The following is a 21,109-nucleotide window of genomic DNA, read 5'->3' as shown; positions in this document are numbered from 1 at the left end:
TGGGCCACCCCCACCGACCAACACACCGACTTCACCGACTTCACCCTCACCACCAACACCCCGCCGCCCGACACACCGGCGCCCGACACCCGCCCGATGGCCGAGAAGGACTGCGGAACAGGCGACGTGTCATGACCCGGCGGGTCGGCGAGCAGCAGTGCCAGGGAGTGCTCGCAGAGGTGACGGACCGGCGGAGACCACGCGAACACGGGTCGTGGCGGTAGCGGTTCCGTCACCCTGGGGTGTTAGCGTCCCGCCGTCAGCGTCGCCGTGGAGCCCACCGCGGCTCGCCAGTCCATTTTTCGGAGGCGACCGATGAGCGGCCCGAACATCGACCCCGCGGCAATCCCCGACGGGCCGATCGCGGCGGGTACACCTGCCGCGGAGGCCCAGGAGCACCCCCCGGTCTGGGATGCCCGCGGTAAGCGCTGGGACTACGTCGCCAAGCTCGGCGGATGGGTGTGTGAGCACGACGCGGGCACCCTGAGTCGCGACATCGGCGCCATCCCCGTGGAGTTCCAGCCCACCTACGGATACCCGCCACCGCACCCGCCGGTTCTTACTACCGACCCGCTGTAGCGGATCCGTCAGGAGCTCGCTGCCGGCGCCCAGCGCAGCAGTGCCGCCACCCCGTCCTCGACGGGACGGCCGACGAGCCCCGTGCGCCCGCCACCGAGGGGCTGGAACGCTGCGCCCGAGCCTGCGGCGGCGCGCAGCAGCGCCGAGTCCACCGGAACCTGGTCCACCGGCTCGTCCCCTATGGCCTCGAGCTCCTCGCGTTCGAGAGCCACGTGGGTCGAGGGCTCGGCGATCCAGACCAGCGCGGCACGCTCGACACCGCCGTCGAGCAGCAGGGTGTCGACCTGCTCGGCGCGCAGCGCCGCCAGGACCGGTCGGATTCCCTGGGCGAACGCCCCGTCGGGACGCGCAGCGACCTGGTCGAGGTGATCCAGTACCGCGAGCCGCTCGCGGGTGCTCGCGTCGCGCGCCGCCGTGTCGACCGCCGCCTCGAGCTCAGGGTCGTCCGCGCCGGAGGGCATGCCCGAGTGCTCGACCTCCACGGCGTACTTCGCCGACTCCTCGCCGAGGTTGTCGTGGAGCAGCCTGCGCGACTGCGCCTCACCGGCCAGCACGACGAGGCGGGCGCCCGTCTCGACCACACGCCGGTCGACGCGCTCGGCCACCTCGCGGACGTTGCTTCGCCAGGTGTTCTCGACGGTGTGCTGCATCTTGAGGTGCTTCCACCCGCCGCCCCGCACCTTGTGCAATGGGTGCTCCTCGCCTTCGAACTCCTCGACGGGCTCGGTTTCGGCATCCGCGTCGCTCGGGTCGGCGAGCAGGATCTCGCCGCCACCTCTGTCGACGCGCACGACCACGGCGGTCATCGGTTCGGGAAGCTGCAGCAGCATCGGGAGGAGATCGGGTGCCACCCCCCATGTGGCCGAGGGCTGGTCAGGGGGCTCGGGGAGGAAGCGGTCCAGCGGCACCTCGTCGCCGCGTGCGACGAGCACCCGGCCTGCGCGGCCCGCGGCCCTGCGGCCGCGCAGAACGGCGTCCTCCAGCGCGTCCAGCGTCCTGGCGTCTGCGCCCTGCTCCTCGAGCGAGGTGCGCCGCTCCTGCCAGCGCAGGCGCAGGGCGTGTTCGGCGTCCTCGCTGTCGTGGGACGCGTCGAGGTACACGGTGGCGCAGGGCTCGGTAGGTTCGGTCAGCCGACGGAGGAAGCGCAGATCCACGTGTGTCGGGTACCCCAGCACCTCCGGGTGAACCGCCGCCACCACGTACCGTCATCGTGTCGGACATGGTGTCCGATCGGATGCGGGGGAGCGTGCGGAAATGACATCGTCCGAAGGCAACAGACCGGAGCTCCTGCTGGTGCACGGGGCTTGGCACGGATCCTGGTGTTGGCGGGCCGTGGAGCCCCTCCTGATCGCCGACGGCTGGAACGTGAGCACCGTCGACCTGCCCAGCGCAGCCGACAATGGCGGAGTGGCGGGCATGTACGACGACGCCGAGGTGATCCGCGAGCGACTGGCCGCCGCAAACGGCACCGTCGCAGTGGTGGCGCACTCCTACGGCGGTGTTCCCACCTCGCAGGTCGCAGCGGAGGCGGGCAACGTCTCGCAGCTCGTCTACCTCGCGTCCCACATGCTGGAGGTCGGCGAGTCGGTGGCGAGCTCGGTGAGCTGGGACCTGCCGACGGAGGGCGCGCTGCCGCCACCGCCGGCGCGGGAGGCGCTCTTCGCGGACTTATCGGATGAGGAAGCTGCGTGGGCGGAGGCCCAGCTGGTGCCCCAGAGCATCCGAGCCTTCACCGAGCCCCTGACCACAGCGGCGTGGAAGACGATCCCCTCCGCCTTCGTGCGCTGCGAGGAGGACCAGGTCTTCCCGCCAGTGCTCGACGAACGGGCGCACGAGCGGGCGGGCGCGGTCTATCGGCTGCCGAGCTCCCATTCGCCGTTCCTGTCCATGCCGGAGGAGCTTGCGGCTCTCATCGGCAGGATCGTGGGCACCGCGCCGGCCGACCGCTGAGGGATTCTCAGCTTGCCGGTGCCTTGTCACCGGTGGGCGTGATGACGAACCAGGTGTTGTCCTGGCCGTTCCGTCCGGCATTCGGGTTGCCGCCGGGATCGTCACGGTTGCGGTAGAGGGGCCATCCGGCGAGCGTGAGCTGGGTGGTGCCCTCGGGGCGCGTGATCGTGCCGACCGCGCCGGGGTCGACGCCGAGGAGCTGGGGCTTCTCACCCGCGGTGACCAGCACGGGCAGCCACGACTGGGCGCACTCCCCGGTGCAGTTCGATGTGGGCGGGTTGGCGCTGTCGGCGTCCGACCGGTACATGAGGTGCCCGGAGCCGTCGGTCGTGACGACGCCGAGCGGACCGGTCTGCACGGCCCACAGCGCCGGCGCACTGGACTCGTGGCCCTGGTGTCCGCCGTGCTCGCCGTGCTCACCGGGTTGCTGCGCAGCGCTCGGTGCGGCGGCCGGCGGCGCTGCCGGAGCTGGGGGTGGCGCAGCGGAGCAGCCGGCGACGGCGAGCGCGCCGGCGGCCAGGACGGAACCGACAAATGCGAGCCTGGGACGGGACACGGCTCCCGATCCTCTCGCTAGGCCACCTCGACGTCGACCCCAGGGGGTCGATGTCATTCCTCGGGTACCTCGCGTTCGATCTCCTCCAGCCAGATTCGCGCGGACATGTCGGAGGGCGCGCGCCAGTCGCCACGGGGGGAGAGTGATCCACCGGCGGAGACCTTGGGACCGTTGGGCAGGGCGGAGCGTTTGAACTGGCTGAAGCTGTAGAAGCGCTTCGCGAAGACCTGCAGCCAGTGGCGGATCTCGGCGAGCGTGTAGGACGGGCGCTTGTCGGCAGGAAATCCGGAGGGCCAGTTGCCGGCGTCGGGGTCGTGCCAGGCGTGCCACGCCAGGAACGCGATCTTCGAGGGGCGGAACCCGTAGCGCAGCACGTGGAACAGGGAGAAGTCCTGCAGGGAGTAGGGGCCGACCATGGCCTCGCTGCTCTGCACCTGCTCGTCCTCGCCCGTCGGGACGAGCTCGGGGGTGATCTCGGTGCCGAGCACGGACTCCAGGACCTCGCCGACCTCCGGCTCGAACTGCTTGGAGCTCACGACCCAGCGGATCAGGTGCTGGATCAGGGTCTTGGGCACCCCACCGTTGACGTTGTAGTGCGACATCTGGTCGCCCACGCCGTAGGTGCTCCACCCGAGCGCCAGCTCGGAGAGGTCGCCGGTGCCGAGCACGATCCCACTGCGCTGATTGGCGGCCCTGAACAGGTAGTCGGTGCGCAGACCGGCCTGCACGTTCTCGAAGGTGACGTCGTACTGCGGCTCGCCGCGGGAGAACGGGTGGCCGAGGTTCGTCAGCATCAGCCGTGCGGTGTCGGTGATGTCGATCTCTTCGAAGGTGATCCCGAGCGCCTGCGCCAGCCGCACCGCGTTGCCCTTGGTGTGCTCGCCGGTGGCGAAGCCGGGCAGGGTGAACCCGAGGATGTCGCTGCGCGGGCGGCCCAGGCGGTCCATCGCTTTTGCGGCGACGATCAGGGCGTGGGTGGAGTCCAGCCCGCCGGAGACGCCGATCACCACCTTCGGCTGCCCGATCGCCCGCAGCCGCTGCTCGAGTCCGGAGACCTGGATGCTGTAGGCCTCGTAGCAGTCCTGTTCGAGCCGCGACTCGTCCGCAGGCACGAACGGGAACCGCTCGATCTCGCGGCGCAGCCCGATGTCCCCGCGGGGCGGGTCGAGGCGGAACTCCACACGCCGGAACTCGTCCGTGCGCGCTGAGTGGTGGCGGCGGTTGTCGTCGAAGGTGCCCATCCGCAGCCGTTCGGCTCGGATGAGGTCGAGATCCACGTCGGCAACCGAGCGTCGCTCGCCGTCGGGGAAGCGTTCGGTCTCGGCCAGCAGCTCGCCGTTCTCGTAGATCATGGTCTGGCCGTCCCAGGCCAGGTCGGTGCTCGACTCGCCCTCACCCGCGGCGGAGTACAGGTAGGCGGCGAGGCACCGCGACGAGGCCGACCGGCAGAGCAGCTTGCGGTCTTCCGCGCGCCCGATGGTGATCGGGCTGCCCGAGAGGTTCGCCAGCACCGTGGCACCCGCGAGCGCTGCCTCAGCGCTCGGCGGCACCGGCACCCACATGTCCTCGCAGATCTCCACGTGCAACACGAGCCCGGGCACGTCAGTGGCGGTGAACAGCAGGTCCGGGCCGAACGGGACATCCACGCCCGCGTCCGGGCCACCGATTCGGATCGTCGTGACGATGTCATCGCCGGGGGCCAGTTGGCGGCGCTCGTAGAACTCCCGGTAGGTCGGCAGGTACGACTTCGGTGCCACGCCCAGCACCCGCCCGCGGTGGATCACCACTGCGGTGTTGTAGACGCGATGGCGGAACCGCAGCGGCGCACCCACCACCAGCACCGGGAGCAGGTCCGCGGACCCGGTGACCACGTTGAGCAACGCCTCCTCGACGGAGTCCAGCAGCGTCTCCTGCATCAGGATGTCCTCGATCGAGTACCCCGACAGCGTCAGCTCGGGGAACACCGCCACCCCGACGCCGTCGTCGTGGCACTCACGCGCGACGCGCAGCACCGCCTCGGCGTTGGCGGCCGGAACGGCGATCGAGGTCGTGGTCGTGCATGCCGCCACCCGGACGAACCCGTGGCGGTATGCGGAGTGGAAGTCCATGCGAGCGAAGACGACCTTCCTCGTGAGGGGCAACACCGGAGATCCTGCTTTTAGTGTGCCCTTCCTACGCGGCGGGGGAAGGTCAGCCGCGCTGTGGGTGCGGTCTTCGTCCGGTTTGGAGCCGGTCGCGTGCCGGGTATCGGGAGTACACGATCTCGGGGGGAGCTGGGCGCATGGGCCGGGTGGGTGGAGTGATCGTCGTCCTGTGGCTGGTGATCGGGTTGCTCGCGGCCTACCAGCGCGGCTATTTCGAACGGTCGGAGGTGAACTGCGCCGAGCTCGGAACGGTGCTGGTCACGATCGTCGTCGGGCCGTTGAACTATCTGGGTGTGAACCCGCGGATCGAGTGTGAGGTGCCGCGGCCGTCGCCGTGAGACGGTCAGAGCCGTCGCCGTGAGACGGTCAGAGCCGTCGCCGTAGAGGCGGTTACAGCCGGGATCGCAGTGGCGCCGCATCCCCGGGTGCGGCGCCACTGCAAGGCGACCGGCGCTCAGCTCCTCCGCCAGCGGTGAGTGATGGTGCGGATCTCCGGGGCGCCCGACTCGGCCGCTCGCGCCTCCGAGCGGCGACGACGGCGGGGCACCTCGGCGTGTGCGGCGGCCGACCCTGTGGGGGTACGGGTCACCGTGCACCGGGCGGGACCGGAGTTCCTGGCCTTGGCGTGCCGTCCGTGCCGGGCCTGCCAGGCGGCCAACCGGGCGGCTTCGCGGGCCTCGCGGTCGGTCTTCCGGGCGAGCCGACGGACCGTCGGGGAGACCACCGGAGCATCGCCTTCCGTGACCTCACGGGCCGGGTTGCCCCGCCAGCGGGAGTCCGCGACCGGCTCCTCGCCCTTCATCAGGAAGGAGTCGGCGTCGACCACGACACGCTCGCCCATGGTCACGCCGTAGTGCACCCAGGCATTGGCGCCCACGGTGCTGCCGTGCCCGATGACGGTGTAGCCGGACTTGAAGCTGCCGTCCTCCAGCGAGTGGCACTGGATCGTGGCCTGCGCACCGAGGGTGCAGTAGTCCCCGATCGTCACGAGCGTCTTCTCCGGGATGGCAGCGCCGTCGTCGAACAGCTTCTTCCCGACGCGCACGCCGAGCATCCGCCACACGATCGACTTGAACGGCGTTCCGTTGAAGATCTGCAGGTAGCCGGTTCCGCTCAGCTTCCAGAGGCGTTCGTGGCGCCAGAAGTACGGCTGGTAGATCGAGCAGAACTGCGGCGTGAGCCGGCGGAACCCGATGCTCGCGCGCTCGGCCAGCACCGAGAACAGCGTCGTGAACACCAGCGCCGCGATGATTCCGAGCGCGTACGAGCTGACTCCGATGTCGCTGTAGAAGTAGGTCGACAGCAGCCCGATGAGGACGACGCCGAACCACTGCAGCCACCGTTGCAGAAGGAACATCGCGATCGTGATCGCGTTGGAGCGGTTCTTGCGGGCCAGCCGCGCCGGAAGCTCCTCGGGGCTGCGGTACCGCTCGAGGTCCATGTCGCGCTGCACCGAGCGCGGGATCTCGAAGGGGGGAGATCCCAGCAGGCCCACGCCTTCGCGCACGGGCCCGTCGACGGGGATCATCGCCTTCGTCGCGAGAAGGATGTTGTCCCCGGTCCGTCCTCCGGCCGGATAGGTGACCGCGTTGCCGACGAAGCTGTTGGCACCGAGCGACATCCGCGACACCATGAACGACGTGTTCGAGTAGTCCGCGTTCGCGAGCGACAAGCCGTCCGAGACGAGCGTGCCGGTGCCCACGTGGGACAGGAACGGCGACTCGTGCTTCTCCATCAGCCCGAAGTTCGACCCCGTCTGCTGCACGGTGGAGAGGTCGTAACCGATCAGCTGGAGGTAGCGGATGATGAATGAGCTGTCGCCCAGCAGGTTGGTGAAGAACGGGATGTTGGTCAGCCGGCGCAGCGCGCGGTGGGCCGTGTAGCGGAACCCGTAGAGCGGGTGCACGGTGTCCGGCGGGACGATCCTCTTCAGCACACGCGGCACGATGGCCGCCGCCAGCAGCCCGAGGAGCATCACGCCGAACAGCAGCGCGCCGGAGACGAGGAAGTAATCCACGTAGAACCGGGGCTGGGCGAACACGCTGCGGTCGGTGCCGTCCACCACGGCCTGTACCGCTGATGCGGTGTTCACGGTCGGGAAGAGGCTCGGCAGCAGGACGAAGATCAGCCCGGTCGAGACGGGGGTCCAGATCAGGAGCATCGCCAGGAGCTGGGAGGCCCCGTATGTGAAGCGGCGCAGGCCGTTGCCACCCTGTGATTCCACTCGCCGGTAGTCGGCGGTCGTCTCCTGGGCGGGAGAGCCGTGGTAGCGCTTCCCGGCAGGCACCTTCTGGCCGATCCGCAGCGCCGACGTGTGGCCGAGCTGGGCGCCGTCCCCGACGGCGGTGTCGATCTCGAGCACGGTGGCCTCGCCGATCAGGGCGTTCGCCCCGATGTCGACGCGGCCCGTCCGGATCCACCCGGACTCGGCGTGGTAGCCGCTGAAGTACGAGTCCTTACGCACGACGGCGCCTGCACCGATGGTGATCAGATCGCTGCAGACCGGCAGCGCCGTGGAGAGGACCACGGCTCCCTTGCCGACCTTCACTCCCAGCATCCTGAGGTAGACCAGGTACAGCGGCGAGCCGACGAACGCCAGCGCGGGGCTGATGCGCAGGAGCTGGCGCACGATCCAGAACCGCAGGTAGCGCAGCCCCCAGACCGGGATCACGTCCGCCTTCCACCGGCCGATCAGCACCCACTTCGCCACGACCGGGAGCAGGGTGAGGACGAGGAAGACGGCCCCGCCGAGGGCGACCGAACGCAGGTAGATCTCGAGGATGCCGGTCGCGTCGGACAGCCACCCGTACGCGGTGACGCCCACGAAGGCGAGGAGGTAGGCGAAGCCCAGGTACACCCCTGCCTGCGCCACGCCGGTGAGCACGTACGGCAGAGTGCCTGCCCGGCGAATCGTGCGCGGCTCGGCGGAGGACTGGCGGGGCGCGGCGTCCTGCAGCGTCGCCGAGAGCTCGCGCACCGTCGGGTTCAGGTACACGTCCTTCATGGCGATCGGGGGCAGCTGCTCGTGCGCGCGCAGCTTGGCCGACATCTGCGCGATCAGCAGGGAGTTCATCCCGAGGTCCTCGAAGAGGTTGCTCTCGACGGACACGCGGTCGAGCGAGAGCATCTCCGCGACGGTGCCGGCCAGCAGCGTCTCGACCTCGCCCTCGGCTTCGACGATCTCGCCCTGCGCGGCCGTGTACCGGGGGCCCTGCGGAGCAGGGAGGTTCTTCCGGTCGGCCTTGTCGCTGGGCAGCATCGGGATGCGCTCGAGCTGCTCGAAGTAGGCGGGCACCATGTACGACGGCAGCCGCCTGCGCAGCTCGTCGTGCACGCGGTCGATGTCCGCGGGCTGCCCGGGGCGACGCAGTGTGTAGTAGGCCACCAGCTCCACGACGCCCGGGGCGGGCTCGTAGGTGTCCACCACGGCCTGGGCGATCTCCGGCAGCTGCAGGAGCAGCGACTCGATCTCGGTCAGCTCGATGCGGTAGCCACGGACCTTCACCTGCGTGTCGATCCGGCCGAGGCATTCGACGAGACCGTCCTCGGTGATCCGGCCGAGGTCACCACTGCGGTAGATCAGGCCGGACGTGTTGTTGGGGATGCCGATGACGTCCGGGATGAAGGCCTTCGCCGTGAGGTCGTCGCGGCCGACGTAGCCCGCGGACAGGCCGATGCCGGCGATGCCGATCTCGCCCAGCTGTCCGGGGGGAAGCGGACGCTGGTCGTTCTCGTCGAGGATCACGACCGAGTACGTGGGGAGGGGCACGCCGATCGTCACCGGCTGGTCGGGTTCCAGCGTGGTCCACGTGGCGGTGACGGTGGCCTCGGTCGGGCCGTAGACGTTGAGGAAGCGCCGTCCGGGGCGGTGCCAGCGGGTCACGAGGTCCTGGGGGCACGCCTCGCCGGACACCAGAAGGAACCGCAGGTCGGGGAGGTCGTCGTCCATCGTTGCGAGCAGCGTGGGGACGCAGCACATCGCGGTGACGCGCTCTTCGCGCAGGAAGTCGGCGAGATCCTCGCCCAGCAGGCTGCCGCCCCGCTTCGGCACGAGCGTCGCGCCGACCACGAGCGCGACCCAGATCTCCTCGACGGAGAAGTCGAACGCGATCGTCATGCCCTGGTACATGCGGTCCTCGGGCACCACGCCGTAGACCTCGGCCGCGACGCGCACGAAGTTGCAGATGCTCGCGTGCTCGATCGCGACGCCCTTGGGCCGTCCCGTCGTGCCGGACGTGTAGATGATGTAGCAGAGGTCCTCCACCGGGGTGCCCTGCTCGGCGGCACTCAGCCGAGCCGGATCCTGGGCGTCGACCTGCTCCTGCACCTCGTCGACGCACACCACCGCGGCACCCGGTTCTCCCACGCGTTCGCGCAGGTGGGACAGGGTGAGCACAACGGTGACGCCGGCGTCGCCCACGATGTAGGCGATGCGGTCGGCGGGGAACACCGGGTCGAGCGGCACGTACGCGGCGTTGATCTTGAGTACGGCGAGGATGGCGGTGTAGGACTGCAGCGGCTCGTCGAACACGAGTCCCACCCGCGAACCGGGCCCCACACCTTGGCTGCGCAGGAACCGGGCCATCCGGTTCGCGCGAGCGTCCAACTCCGGATAGGTCACTGCGAGATCCGGGCCGGCCACGGCCAGGTGGCCGGGGTCCCCCTCGGCCCGGAACGAGTCGCACCGCTCCTCGAACAGGTGGTGCAGCCGTTCACCGGGGGTCCAGCGGACCGACTGGTCGGCATCGTCACTGCTGAGTACCAGATTGGCTAGTCGACCGAACGCCCCGACCGGTCGAGTTCCCTGGTCGAATCCCGTGCTCATGCGACCGCGTGCAGGCCGGCCGCGGCTGATTCCTCGAGGATGTCGAGGCCACGGTTCAGGATCTGCTCGGACGTGGTGAGCGGGGCAAGGATCTTGATGACCTCGTCCTTGGGCCCGGCGGACTCGATGATCAGGCGCCGGTCCGCGCTGCGGCGGCAGATCTCGGCGGCGACGTCTCCGTCGCGGACGTCGATGCCCTGCATCATCCCGCGGCCCTTGACCGTGGCCCCCGGAACGAGCCGGGCGATGCGGGCCAGCCGCTCGCCGACGAGGGCGCTGCTGCGCTCGATCTCGTGCTGGAAGCTCCGGTCGCCCCAGAACTTCTCGAGCGCGACGCGTGCGGTGACGAAGGCGTGCGCGTTGCCGCGGAAGGTGCCGTTGTGCTCGCCAGGCTTCCAGACGTCGAACTCCGGTTTTATCAGCAGCAGCGACATCGGCAGGCCGAAACCGGAAATGGACTTGGACAGCGTCACGAGATCCGGCGTGACGCCCATGCCCTCGAAGCTGAAGAACGAACCCGTGCGTCCGACACCGGCCTGGATGTCGTCGACGATCAGCAGCGCGCCGTGGGCCTTGGCGATGGCGGCGACGCGGCGCAGCCACGGCCGCGAGGCGACATTGAGGCCGCCTTCGCCCTGCACCGTCTCGAGCAGGATCGCGGCGGGGGCGTCGACACCGCTGGACGGGTCGGACAGCACACGCTCCAGCAGTTCCGAGGTGTCGACGGAACCGCCGAGGTAGCCGTCGTAGGGAAGACGGGTGACGTCGGGAAGCGACACGGTGATGCCGCCCATGCGGTTGTCGCGGTTTCCGGTGGCGGCGAGAGCGCCCTGGCTGACGCCGTGGAACCCGTTCGTGAAGGCAATGACGTTGCGGCGCCCGGTGGCCTTCCTGGCCAGCTTGAGCGCGGCCTCGACGGCGTTGGTCCCGGTCGGGCCGGTGAACTGGATCCGGTAGTCCATGGAGCGCGGCTCGAGGACGAGACCCTCGAAGGTCTCGAGAAACTCCATCTTCGGTCGCGTGAAGAGGTCAAGACCCTGCGCAATGCCGCCGCGGCGGATGTGGGCGACGAGCGCTTCCGCCATGTCCGGGTCGTTGTGGCCGTAGTTCAGGGAGCCGGCCCCGGCGAGGAAATCCATGTACTCACGGCCGTCGCCGTCCCAGACCAGGGTGCCGCGGGCCTCCTCGAACACGATCTCGTACTTGCGGCTGTAGCTGCGCACTCGCGACTCGCGGCGCGCGAAAACTTCCTTCCCGGTTGAGCCCCGGTTTTCAGTCATCATGTCTGGGGCTACGCGGCGCGCCGGGAGTTTGTTCGCACTGTCGGCCGTGACCGTACTCACCCCGTTTACGTCAATGCCTTCTGTCAATGACGAGTAAGGCATTGGTAAAAATCGAACCGAGATGAAACTGTGGTTACAGGTACTAACCGGACACCGTACGGGAGTCTTCGGAACGCGCCGGCGCCGGTGTGATCCCGACCATGGGGGATCGTCCGTAAAGCCCGGAATAACCCTCCGACTGCCACTGCCCGCCCTCCGTCCCCGCCGCGCCGCGGCGACGGAGTCCGGGGCAGCGGTGCATCCGCGTGGATACGGTCTGTGCCGGCCGGCAACAGTGCGGCTGGAGCGGGGCCGGCCTGCCCGGCCTCATGATCGAAAGGGGAAACGGTGGCGGACGAACCAGTCGCGGTGGTGACGGGAGCGGGCTCCGGGGTCGGCAGGCTCATGGCGCGGGCCCTGCTGGAGAACGGGTTTCGCGTGGCGCTCGCGGGCCGGCGCCGCGCGGCCCTGGACGGCACGGCTTCCGGCGATGCGGCGGCCCTGGTGGTGCCCACGGACGTCGCCGACTCCGGGTCCGTCGCCCGGCTGTTCGACACGGTGCGGGACGCGTGGGGCCGGGTCGACCTGCTGATCAACAATGCAGGCACGTTCGGCCCTAGCGGCACCCCGGACCAGATCGCCGTCGACGACTGGACGGCCGCCGTGGCCACCAACCTGACGGGGACGTTCCTCTGCGCGCGCGAGGCCTTCGCGACGATGCGCGCCCAACAGCCGCAGGGTGGGCGGATCATCAACAACGGGTCGATCTCCGCCCACGTCCCGCGCCCGGGAAGCGCCGCGTACACCGCTACGAAGCACGCGATCACCGGCTTGACGAAGTCGATCTCCCTGGACGGCCGGCCCTACGGCATCGCGTGCGGGCAGATCGACATCGGCAACGCGGCCACCGAGATGACCGCGGGGATCTCCACCGGTGCGCGTCAGGCCGACGGCAGCGTCCGGCCGGAGCCGACTTTCGACCCCGCCCATGTCGCCGAGGCGGTGCTGTTCATGGCCCGCCTGCCACTCGACGCCAACGTGCAGTTCCTCACCATCACCGCCACGACGATGCCGTTCATCGGGCGGGGGTGAACACGGCCCGTCAGTGCGCGCGGATCATCCCGCCGTCGCACCGGACCTGCTCGCCCGTCACGTAGGACGCCGCGGCGCTCGCGAGGAACGTGACGACGGCAGCGAACTCGTCGGGCGTGCCGTAGCGCCCGGCGGGGATCGTCGCCTCGGCACGAGCCCGCTGCTGGTCCGGCGTGGTGCCCGAGCGCTCGGCGACGGCGCGGTCCAGCACGGCGACGCGGTCGGTGTCGATGCGGCCGGGCAGCACCATGTTGACCGTCACGCCGTCGGCGGCGACCTCACCGGCGAGGGTCTTCAGGTAACCGGCCAGGGCGGCGCGCGCCGCGTTGGACGCCACGAGACCGTCGATCGGCTGCTGCACGCCGCTCGACCCCACCGCGACGATCCGGCCGAACCCGCGCTCGCGCATGCCCGGCAGCACCCCGGCCACGAGCCGCAGGTGGGGCTGCACGAGGAGGTCGACGGCTGTCGCGAACTGCTCGGGGGTGAAGTCGACGGCCAACCCCGGCGGTGGCCCGCCACCGTTGAGCACCAGCACGTCCACCGGCCCGAAACGCCGCTCGGCCTCCGCGACGAGCCTCGCCGGCACGTCGGGATCGGCGATATCCGCCTCGACCCCGACGGCCGACGGCAGCGCCGCGGCCTCCTTCTGCACCAGCTCACCGCGCCGGCCCACCAGCACGACGTTGGCGCCCTCCGCGGCAAGCGCGCGGGCCACGGCGAGCCCGAGCCCGGAGCTCGACCCCGGCACGATCGCGGTGCGTCCCTGCAGTCCCGTGTCCATCAGGCGCTCACCGCCGTCGCCATGTCCTGCAGACCTCGATCACTGGGTTCCATGTGGAGGGAGTCAACCACCTCGTAGCTCCTGCGCCACCGGGCCGTACACGCGGACGATCTCGTCGAGCATGGTTCGGAACTCGGTCGCGCCGATGAACTCGTCGGGCACGTACGCCTCGTCGAGCTGGGTACGCAGCGCCGGGTCGGCCAGCCCGGCGCGCATCGCCTCCTCCAGCTCCGCGATGACCTCGGGCGGGGTTCCCACCGGTGCCCCCAGCCCGAACAGCGAGGTGCTGTAGGTGAGGCCGGGGAAGCCCAGCTCGGCCAGCGTGGGGGTGGCCGGGAGGTAGTCGACCCGCTCGGCGGGACTGATCGCCAGCGGCCGGAACTCGCCCGCGTCGAACTGAGCCCGGATGTCCGCCGAGACGTTGACCAGCAGCGCGTCGACCGTGCCGCCGAGCAGTGCCTGGATGAGCTCGGCGTTGCCGTTGAACGGAACGACGGTGACCTGGACGCCGTACTCGCTCGCCAGCCTGCGCAGCTCGATGCCCTGCGACGTGGTGGCACCGGGCGTGCCGACCGTGAGCTCGTCGGGGCGCGCACGAGCGGCGTCGAAGAACGCGGCGGCATCGGCGAACTCCGAGCCCGCACCCACGGCGAGTACCGACGGCACCTCGGTGATCACGCCGATGGTCTCGAAGTCCTCCGGTCCGTAGGACACGTCCTGGATGAGCGGCGTGACCACCGTCGACGGGGCCGCGACCAGCGTGAGCGTGTGGCCGTCGGGATCGCTGCCCACCAGCTCGTTCATGGCGAGGGCCCCGGCGGCACCGGGCAGGTTCTCGACGATGACCGGCTCGCCCAGAGCGCGCTCGAGGTGTGTGCCCATCGTGCGGGCGGCGAGGTCGGTCGGGCCGCCCGCGGTGTAAGGGACGATCACCCTGATCTCTTTCGTCGGGTACTCCCCGGCCGCCTCGGGCGCGCTTCCTCCTTCCGAGCAGGAGACCGTCAGCGCCGTCATGGCGGCGAGGGCCGACCATCTTCCGTACCGCATCATCTGGGTCCTCCCGCTCAACCGGTCAGGATCGGTTCGTACACGGCCCGGGTGCGGTCGAGGACCGCGCGCAGGTCGGAGGCACCGACGAAGCCGGTGCCGGTGTAGCGCTCGCCCACCTTCGCCACGACGTCCGGATCGGCGTGCGCGCGGCGCAGCGCGTCCTCCAGCCGGGTGGCCACGGCCACGGGCAGCCCCGCCGGCCCGGCCAGCCCGAACGTCGAACCCGACAGGGTGAGACCGGCGAACCCGGCCTCGACCAGCGTGGGGGTGTCGGAGAGCCAGTTCAGGCGCTGCTCGGTGGACACCGCGAGTGGCCGGAAGCGACCGGCGTCGATGTTCTCGACGACGTCCTGCGAGGCGTTGATCAGGACGGCGTCGACGTTGCCGCCCAAGAGCGCCGTGGTCATCTCGGCGTTGCCGTTGAACGGGACGACGGCGAACTCGACGCCGTGCTCGTCAGGCGTTGCAGCTCGATCCCCTGCGGGGTGGACGCCCCGGGCACCGCCACGGACACAGCGATCTCCCCGGACCCACCGGGCTTGTTCTCGACGATCACCGGCTGCCCCAGGTCCCGCTCGAGGAACTCCCCGTAGGCGCGCGCGGTGAGGTCGGTGGGTCCGCCCGCGGCGTAGGGCACGAGCAGCCGGATCGACTCGCTCGGGAATCCGGCGTCAGCACGCTCCCGGCCCCCGCAGGCAGCCAGTAGCGCGAGCACGGCGAGGGTGATCGCCGTCCGGCCGAGGATGCGACGTTGCATGGTTCCTCACGGTCGGTGGTGGGGACGGGGCAGCGGTCAGGTGGGGACGAGCACGGCGAGGTCGGCGGCGAAGTGCAGCGGAGCGGCGGTGACGGCCCGCAGGTCGTCCGGGGTCGTGCCGGCCACCAGCTCGCGGACCACGAAGCCGTCGGGCGTCACGTCGAGGACGGCCAGGTCGGTGTAGACGCGATCCACCACGGCAGCGGCGGTGAGCGGGTAGCTGCACTCGGCGAGCAGCTTCGGCCGGCCGTCACGGGTGGTGTGGGTGGTCATGACGAACACCCGGCGCGCACCGACGGCGAGGTCCATCGCCCCGCCGACGGCAGGCGGCATCGACGCGTCGTCGGTGGCCCAGTTGGCGAGGTCGCCGGTCGCGGAGACCTGGAACGCGCCGAGCACCGTGATGTCGATGTGGCCGCCCCGCATCATCACGAACGCGTCGGTGTGGTGGACGTAGGCGCCGCCGGGCAGCAGCGTCACCTGCTGCTTGCCGGCGTTGATCAGCTCGGGGTCACCGGTGCCGGGCGCGGGCGCCGGTCCCATCCCGAGAATCCCGTTCTCGCTGTGGTAGATGATCTCCCGGTCCGCCGGGGCCACATCGGCCACGAGCGTGGGCATGCCGATCCCGAGGTTGACGTACGAGCCGTCCGGGATGTCGTGTGCCACCCGGCGTGCCATGTCCTGCGCAGACAGCCTGCGATCACTCACGCCGGCACCTCCACCACGCGCTGAACGAAGATCCCGGGTGTCACCACGGCCTCCGGGTCGAGCGTCCCGAGCTCGACGAACGTGCGCACCTGCGCCACCGTCAGCGCGGCGGCGGTGGCCATCACGGGACCGAAGTTGCGGGCGGCGCTGTGGTAGACGAGGTTGCCCCAGCGGTCGGCGCGGTCGGCCTTGATGAGGGCGACGTCGGCAGGCAGTGGCTTCTCGAACACGTGCCTGCGCCCGTCGATCACCCGCACCTCCTTGCCCTGCGCGAGTGGCGAGTCGGCGCCTGCCGGGGTGAAGAAGCCACCGAGCCCCGCCCCTGCCGCCCGCATCCGTTCGCTGAGCGTGCCCTGGGGCACCAGCTCCAGCTCGATCTCACCGGCGCGCCAGAACTTCTCGAACCAGACCGAGCCCGCCGACCGCGGGTACGAGCAGATGATCTTCCGGACCCGGCGCTCGCGGATGAGCGCCGCGATGTCGGTCTCGCCGCTGCCCGCGTTGTTGGTGACGACGGTCAGGTCGCGGACCCCGAGCTCCAGCACGGCGTGCACGAGGGCCACCGGTACCCCGGAGTTGCCGAACCCGCCCACCAGCACCGTCGCGCCGTCACCGATCCCTGTCACGGCGTCGGTCAGCGACGCCACCCGCTTGTCGATCACCGCGGCGCCTTCGCGCGGTACCACCGCGGCGAGGTCGAGGGTGGCGGAGTGAGCGCGGCACGGACCGCGATGAGGTTGGGGCCGTCGGCGTCGAGGCTCTTCGCCAGCGCGGCCTCGAACGCGTCGCCGAACCCGTCGACCTGCTCCCCGGGCACCCCGAACGCCGCGGCGAGCGCGACGAAGTCGGGGGTGGCCAGGTCGACACCGCGAGTGGGCACCCCCGCCTGCACCTGGTCGAAGCGCAGCATCCCGTAGCCGCCGTCGTCGACGAGCACGACGGTGAGTGGCAGCTGCTCCTGCGCGGCGGTGGCCAGTTCGCCGCAGGCGAAGAGGAAGCCACCGTCGCCCACCACCGCGACCGCGCGGCCCACACCGGCGGCGGCCGCACCGAGCGCGGCCGGGAAGGCGAAGCCCAGTGTGCCCCAACCCATCGGGTAGGCGAGCCGGCGCGGGCCGGGCACGCGGTGGAATCCGGCCACCCAGTAGCCCGCGATGCACATGTCGGCGAGCACCGTCGCGTCGGCGGGGACCAGCCGGTCGAGCGCGTCGAGCAGCAGAGCGGCCTGTGGCTCCTCCTCCCGCACCAGCGCCGCGACCTCACCGCGCAGCCCCTCGATCCGCGCGGTGAGGTCGCCCCGGCCGTCGCGGGCCGGAACGGCGGCGGCCAACCGCTCGGTGACGGCCAGCGCGTCGCCGACGAGGACGAGGTCGGGCCGGTAGTTCTTCGCGGCGTCCTCGGCGTCGACGTTGATCGCGAGCAGCGCGGGCGGAGCAGGCATCCGCCAGTTCTGGGTGGTCATGCCGTCGAAGTCGCTGCCGATGGCGATCACGAGGTCGGCCTGGTCCCACAGCGCCCCGATGGCCGGGACGTGCGCGGGGCCGGGCACCAGGCACGGGTGGTCGGGCCGGAGGACCCCGCGGCCGTTGTACGTGGTGATCACCGGGGCGGCCAGCCGCTCGGCGAGCCGACCCACGGCGTCGCCTGCGCCCGCGCGGAGCGCCCCGCCCCCGACCCACAGCAGGGGGCGCTCCGCGCGCTCCACCATCGCGAGCGCGTCCCGCAGCTCACCGCCGGACGACGGGCGGTCCGGGGGGAGGCCGGGATCGGCCTGCGAGCCGCCGGTGGCCTGGCTGAGAAGGTCGGTGGGGACGCCCAGGTACACCGGGCCCGTCGGGGCGGCCAGCGCCGTCCGGCCGGCCCGCAGGACGGCAGCGTGCAGCTCGGATGCCGCACCGGCGGTCGTGGCCGCCTTGGTCACCGGGGCGAACATCGCCGCCTGGTCGCGGGTCTCGTGCAGCACGCCGCGATACACGCCGGGACGGCGCAGCGTCGACGGGATGTCGGTGGCGAGCACGAGCACCGGTGCGCCGGACGTCATCGCCTCGCCGGTGGCACCGAGGGTGTTGGCAGCGCCCGGCCCGGTGGTCACCACCGCGACCCCCAACCGTCCCGTCGCCCGTGCGTACCCGTCGGCCGCGTAGGCGGCGGCCTGCTCGTGCCGGACGCCCACCAACCGGATCCCGGCGGCCGCGCATGCCTCCCACACGGGCAGGTTGTGCACGCCGGGCAGACCGAACGCGATGTCGACGTCGAGCTCGCGCAGTGCCTCCACCAGCGCGGTTGCTCCGCTGTCCGCTCCTACCTCAGCCACCGGCCACCTCTCGAAACGTCTGCTCGGTCTCGGCGAACAGCGCCGCGAGCTCGGCGCTGCCCATGAACTGCCCGGGCACATATCGCTCGTCGAGGCCCTGGCGGACTCCAGCATCCGCCGAGGCGGCGCGCATCGTCTCCTCCAACCGGGCGATCACGGGCTGGGGTGTCCCTCCCGGTGCGATCACGCCGAACGTCGTGGTGCTCTTCGTGATCTCCGGATACCCCTGCCCCACGAAGGTGGGCGCGTCCAGGTAGGGCAGACGCTCCTCGGTGCCGACGGCGAGCACCCGCAGGGCGCCCGACTCGATCGAGGGCAGCATGTCCTGCGACACGTTGACGAACCCGGCGGTCGTGTTGCCGCCGAGGAGCGCCGTCAGTACCTCCTGGTTGCCGTTGAACGGCAGCACCGTCAACGGCACGTCGTAGAGCTGGGCGATGCGGCGTGTCTCCGCGGCGTGGGTGTTGGTCGCCCCGGGTGTGCCGACGGTGGCCTTGGCGGGGTCGGCTCGCGCGTCGGCGAAGAGCGCCCCGAGGTCGGCGTAGGACGAGCTGGCCGGGACGACGAGCGCCGACGGCACCTGTGTGATCACGCCGATCGGGGCGAAGTCCTCCCGGGTGTAGCCGACGTCGTTGACCAGGTAGTTGAGCACGGCCGTCGGCAGGGCGGTCATCGAGAGCGTGTGCCCGTCCGGATCCGCGGAGAGGAGCTGCTGGTAAGCCGTCGAGCCCGAGGCGCCGGGCTCGTTCTCCACCAGGACGGTCTGCCCGAGCGTGCTCTCCATGTACTTCGCGAGCGAGCGCGCGGCGATGTCGGTGGGACCGCCTGCCGTGTAGGGGACGAGCATGCGGATCGGCTCGGAGGGATACGCAGCAGGCTCACCGGAGCCGGGCCCCTGGCCGCAGGCCGCGAGCACGAGGCCCGCGGTGAGCACGGCGGCGAACAGGCGCAGTCGGTTCATCACTCTCCCGGGGTCGTGCGGCGGTCGGGCTCGGGTGTGGACGTCGCGAGCTCGTCCTCGGCCGGGACGGTGCCTGCGTGCTGCGCGAGACGACGCCGACGAGCGGTCACGATGCCGGCCACGACGACGAGCGCCATCACCAGGAAGATCCCGCCGGAGATCGGCCGCGTGACGAAGACGTCAAGGCTGCCGCCGGAGATCAGCATCGACTGGCGGAAGGCGCGTTCGAGGATCGGGCCGAGCACGAAGGCCAGCACGAGCGGGCCGGGCTCGAACCCGGTCTTCTTCATCAGCCAGCCCAGCACGCCGAACGCGAGCACCACCCACATGTCGGTGACGTCGTTGTTGATCGAGAAGACGCCCGCCATCGTCACGAGCAGGGCGAACGCGGCGAGGATCCCGGCCCGCACCCGCAGGATCTGCACGAACACCCCGACGAGCGGAATGTTCAGCGCGAGCAACATGAGGTTGCCGACGAACATCGACGCGATCACGCCCCAGAAGATCTCCGGGTGTTGGTCGATGAGCTGCGGGCCGGGCGTGATGCCCTGCACGAGCAGCGCCCCGAAGATCAGTGCCAGCACGACGTTGGCCGGGATGCCGAGCGTGAGCAGCGGGATGAACGCCGACGTCGACGAGGCGTTGTTGGCCGTCTCAGGGCCGGCGACGCCCTCGATGGCGCCCTTGCCGAACCGGCTCGGGTCCTTCGCGCGGCGCTTCTCCAGCGCGTACGAGGCAAGCGAGGAGACGACCCCGCCACCACCGGGCAGCACCCCGATCACGAACCCGAGCACGCTGCCGCGGCCGATCGCGCCCGCGGACCGGCGCAGGTCGGTGCGGCTCGGCCAGATGTTCCTGATCTTCTTCGCGACGGCCTGGACCTTCTCGGTGCGCTCCAGGCTGTGCAGGATCTCGCCGACCCCGAACAGCCCCATCGCCACGGCGACGAAGTCCAGCCCGTCGAAGAGCGAGACCTCGCCGAACGTGAACCGGGTGGTGCCGGTGATCGGGTCCTGGCCGATCGTGGCGAGCAGGAGACCCAGCGCGGCCATGCTCAGGCTCTTCAGTGCCGAACCGGTGCCCAGGTACGTCACGAGCAGGATGCCGAGCACCGTCAGCGCGACGTACTCGGGCGGCCCGAAGGACACGGCGAGCGATGCCAGCGGCGGGGCGAGCAGCGCGAGCCCGATGACGGCCAGGATTCCGCCGATGAACGAGCCGATCGCGGCGATCCCCAGCGCAGGCCCGGCGCGGCCCTGCTTGGCCATCTCGTAGCCGTCGAAGGTGGTGACGACGGACGCGGCCTCGCCCGGCAGGCGCAGCAGCACCGAGGTGATCGTGCCGCCGTACATCGACCCGTAGTAGATGCCGGCCAGGAGGATCACGGCCGTGCTGGGCTCGATCTCGTAGGTCAGCGGCAGGAGCAGGGCGATCGTCGCGGTCGGGCCGAGACCCGGGAGCACCCCGATCACCGTGCCGATGAGAACGCCGACGAAGACGTAGAGGATGTTGACGGGGTCGAGCGCGACGGCGAAGCCCTGGACGATCCCCTGCAGCAGGTCCATGTCAGGCGCCGACCAGCCCGGCCACGACGTCGTCGGGGAACGGCACCCCGAGCAGTTGGTCGAACAGCAGGTAGATCCCGACGGACCCTGCGAGGGCGAGGCCGAGTGACCAGCGCCGGCTCTCCCCGCCGAAGACGCGCAGCCACAGCAGGAGCATCAGGAAGGCAGGGAGCAGGAACCCGATCGCCTCGAACGCCAGGATGAACACGGCGAGCCCGACCACGCCGCCGGCGATTCGCGCGGAACTACGCGTCCAGGGCTCGTAGTCGGCGGGGTCGTCGACCACCACCAGCACCAGCGAGGTGCCGGTCAGCAGCAGCGCGACCATGAACGGCCACAGCCCGGGGCCGGGTTCCGTCAGCTCGCCGAGTGACAGTCCGGCGGCACCGACGAGGGCGGCGACACCGACGCCGAGAAGCACGAGCGGGCCGAGCCGATGGAGCTGCCCGCGCAGCCCGCGGTGCGCCGCGCCACCCGTCGACGGCGCTGTCGAATGATCCAT

The 21,109-nt window shown here is 70.8% G+C and carries 19 protein-coding genes; 4 read left to right on the top strand and 15 right to left on the bottom strand.

The genetic code is table 11. The features are described from left to right. The first annotated feature begins 315 nt into the window (after positions 1-315). The gene (locus ABD743_RS32130; protein ID WP_344726474.1) at positions 316-579 is read left to right on the top strand and encodes a hypothetical protein; all 264 of its coding nucleotides are present in this window, start codon (positions 316-318) and stop codon (positions 577-579) included. A gap of 8 nt (positions 580-587) precedes the next feature. Here ABD743_RS32130 and ABD743_RS32125 read toward each other — a convergent pair whose 3' ends face one another. Then, positions 588-1,733: a baeRF2 domain-containing protein gene (locus tag ABD743_RS32125; protein WP_344726472.1), complete on the bottom strand. Its 1,146-nt coding sequence runs from the start codon at positions 1,731-1,733 to the stop codon at positions 588-590. 100 nt (positions 1,734-1,833) lie between these two features. Here ABD743_RS32125 and ABD743_RS32120 point away from each other — a divergent pair, with 100 nt between their 5' ends. Beyond that, on the top strand, positions 1,834-2,529 hold the full coding sequence (locus ABD743_RS32120) for an alpha/beta fold hydrolase (protein WP_344726470.1): 696 nt from the start codon (positions 1,834-1,836) through the stop codon (positions 2,527-2,529). Between the two features lie 7 nt (positions 2,530-2,536). Here ABD743_RS32120 and ABD743_RS32115 read toward each other — a convergent pair whose 3' ends face one another. Together ABD743_RS32115 and ABD743_RS32110 are read right to left on the bottom strand one after the other, a co-directional pair. Then, the gene (locus tag ABD743_RS32115; protein WP_344726468.1) at positions 2,537-3,085 is read right to left on the bottom strand and encodes a COG4315 family predicted lipoprotein; all 549 of its coding nucleotides are present in this window, start codon (positions 3,083-3,085) and stop codon (positions 2,537-2,539) included. 53 nt (positions 3,086-3,138) lie between these two features. Continuing rightward, on the bottom strand, positions 3,139-5,229 hold the full coding sequence (locus tag ABD743_RS32110; protein WP_344726466.1) for an NAD(+) synthase: 2,091 nt from the start codon (positions 5,227-5,229) through the stop codon (positions 3,139-3,141). A 137-nt stretch (positions 5,230-5,366) separates the two neighbouring features. On the opposite strand from ABD743_RS32110, the gene ABD743_RS32105 reads away from it, so the two are divergent. Then, positions 5,367-5,567, top strand: a complete 201-nt coding sequence (locus ABD743_RS32105; RefSeq protein WP_241040357.1) for a hypothetical protein — start codon at positions 5,367-5,369, stop codon at positions 5,565-5,567. A gap of 116 nt (positions 5,568-5,683) precedes the next feature. Here ABD743_RS32105 and ABD743_RS32100 read toward each other — a convergent pair whose 3' ends face one another. Continuing rightward, complete coding sequence (locus tag ABD743_RS32100; RefSeq protein WP_344726464.1) at positions 5,684-10,054, bottom strand: Pls/PosA family non-ribosomal peptide synthetase; 4,371 nt, start codon at positions 10,052-10,054, stop codon at positions 5,684-5,686. Continuing rightward, the gene (ectB, locus tag ABD743_RS32095; RefSeq protein WP_344726462.1) at positions 10,051-11,334 is read right to left on the bottom strand and encodes a diaminobutyrate--2-oxoglutarate transaminase; all 1,284 of its coding nucleotides are present in this window, start codon (positions 11,332-11,334) and stop codon (positions 10,051-10,053) included. Before ectB ends, ABD743_RS32100 begins: the two co-directional genes overlap by 4 nt. A 390-nt stretch (positions 11,335-11,724) precedes the next feature. On the opposite strand from ectB, the gene ABD743_RS32090 reads away from it, so the two are divergent. After that, positions 11,725-12,468: an SDR family oxidoreductase gene (locus ABD743_RS32090; RefSeq protein ID WP_344726460.1), complete on the top strand. Its 744-nt coding sequence runs from the start codon at positions 11,725-11,727 to the stop codon at positions 12,466-12,468. A 10-nt stretch (positions 12,469-12,478) separates the two neighbouring features. On the opposite strand, the gene ABD743_RS32085 is transcribed toward ABD743_RS32090, so the two are convergent. From ABD743_RS32085 to ABD743_RS32040, 10 genes are all read right to left on the bottom strand, one after another. After that, positions 12,479-13,252, bottom strand: a complete 774-nt coding sequence (locus ABD743_RS32085) for an SDR family oxidoreductase (protein WP_344726458.1) — start codon at positions 13,250-13,252, stop codon at positions 12,479-12,481. A 63-nt stretch (positions 13,253-13,315) separates the two neighbouring features. Then, entirely contained in the window at positions 13,316-14,299 is a 984-nt protein-coding gene (locus ABD743_RS32080; protein WP_344726456.1) for a Bug family tripartite tricarboxylate transporter substrate binding protein, read from the bottom strand. 17 nt (positions 14,300-14,316) lie between these two features. After that, on the bottom strand, positions 14,317-14,709 hold the full coding sequence (locus ABD743_RS32075; protein WP_344726454.1) for a tripartite tricarboxylate transporter substrate-binding protein: 393 nt from the start codon (positions 14,707-14,709) through the stop codon (positions 14,317-14,319). Continuing rightward, positions 14,706-15,059, bottom strand: a complete 354-nt coding sequence (locus ABD743_RS32070) for a hypothetical protein (protein WP_344726452.1) — start codon at positions 15,057-15,059, stop codon at positions 14,706-14,708. The genes ABD743_RS32075 and ABD743_RS32070 overlap by 4 nt, the downstream gene beginning before the upstream one ends. 36 nt (positions 15,060-15,095) lie before the next feature. Continuing rightward, positions 15,096-15,767, bottom strand: coding sequence for a 3-oxoacid CoA-transferase subunit B (locus ABD743_RS32065; protein ID WP_425567011.1), 672 nt, complete (start codon positions 15,765-15,767; stop codon positions 15,096-15,098). Beyond that, the gene (locus ABD743_RS32060) at positions 15,764-16,429 is read right to left on the bottom strand and encodes a 3-oxoacid CoA-transferase subunit A (protein WP_344726451.1); all 666 of its coding nucleotides are present in this window, start codon (positions 16,427-16,429) and stop codon (positions 15,764-15,766) included. Before ABD743_RS32060 ends, ABD743_RS32065 begins: the two co-directional genes overlap by 4 nt. Further along, the gene (locus ABD743_RS32055; protein ID WP_344726449.1) at positions 16,426-18,081 is read right to left on the bottom strand and encodes a thiamine pyrophosphate-binding protein; all 1,656 of its coding nucleotides are present in this window, start codon (positions 18,079-18,081) and stop codon (positions 16,426-16,428) included. Before ABD743_RS32055 ends, ABD743_RS32060 begins: the two co-directional genes overlap by 4 nt. Continuing rightward, positions 18,074-19,042 (bottom strand): Bug family tripartite tricarboxylate transporter substrate binding protein, encoded by a 969-nt coding sequence (locus tag ABD743_RS32050; RefSeq protein ID WP_344726447.1) that lies wholly within the window; start codon positions 19,040-19,042, stop codon positions 18,074-18,076. Before ABD743_RS32050 ends, ABD743_RS32055 begins: the two co-directional genes overlap by 8 nt. Beyond that, positions 19,042-20,607 carry a tripartite tricarboxylate transporter permease gene (locus ABD743_RS32045; RefSeq protein ID WP_344726445.1) on the bottom strand — a complete coding sequence of 522 codons (1,566 nt, stop codon included), beginning with the start codon at positions 20,605-20,607 and terminating at the stop codon, positions 19,042-19,044. Before ABD743_RS32045 ends, ABD743_RS32050 begins: the two co-directional genes overlap by 1 nt. A gap of 1 nt (position 20,608) precedes the next feature. Then, positions 20,609-21,109 carry a tripartite tricarboxylate transporter TctB family protein gene (locus tag ABD743_RS32040; RefSeq protein WP_344726443.1) on the bottom strand — a complete coding sequence of 167 codons (501 nt, stop codon included), beginning with the start codon at positions 21,107-21,109 and terminating at the stop codon, positions 20,609-20,611.

It is taken from the genome of Pseudonocardia yunnanensis, assembly GCF_039534065.1.
Taxonomy (GTDB): domain Bacteria; phylum Actinomycetota; class Actinomycetes; order Mycobacteriales; family Pseudonocardiaceae; genus Pseudonocardia; species Pseudonocardia yunnanensis.
This window is presented reverse-complemented; position numbering and strand designations above follow the sequence as displayed.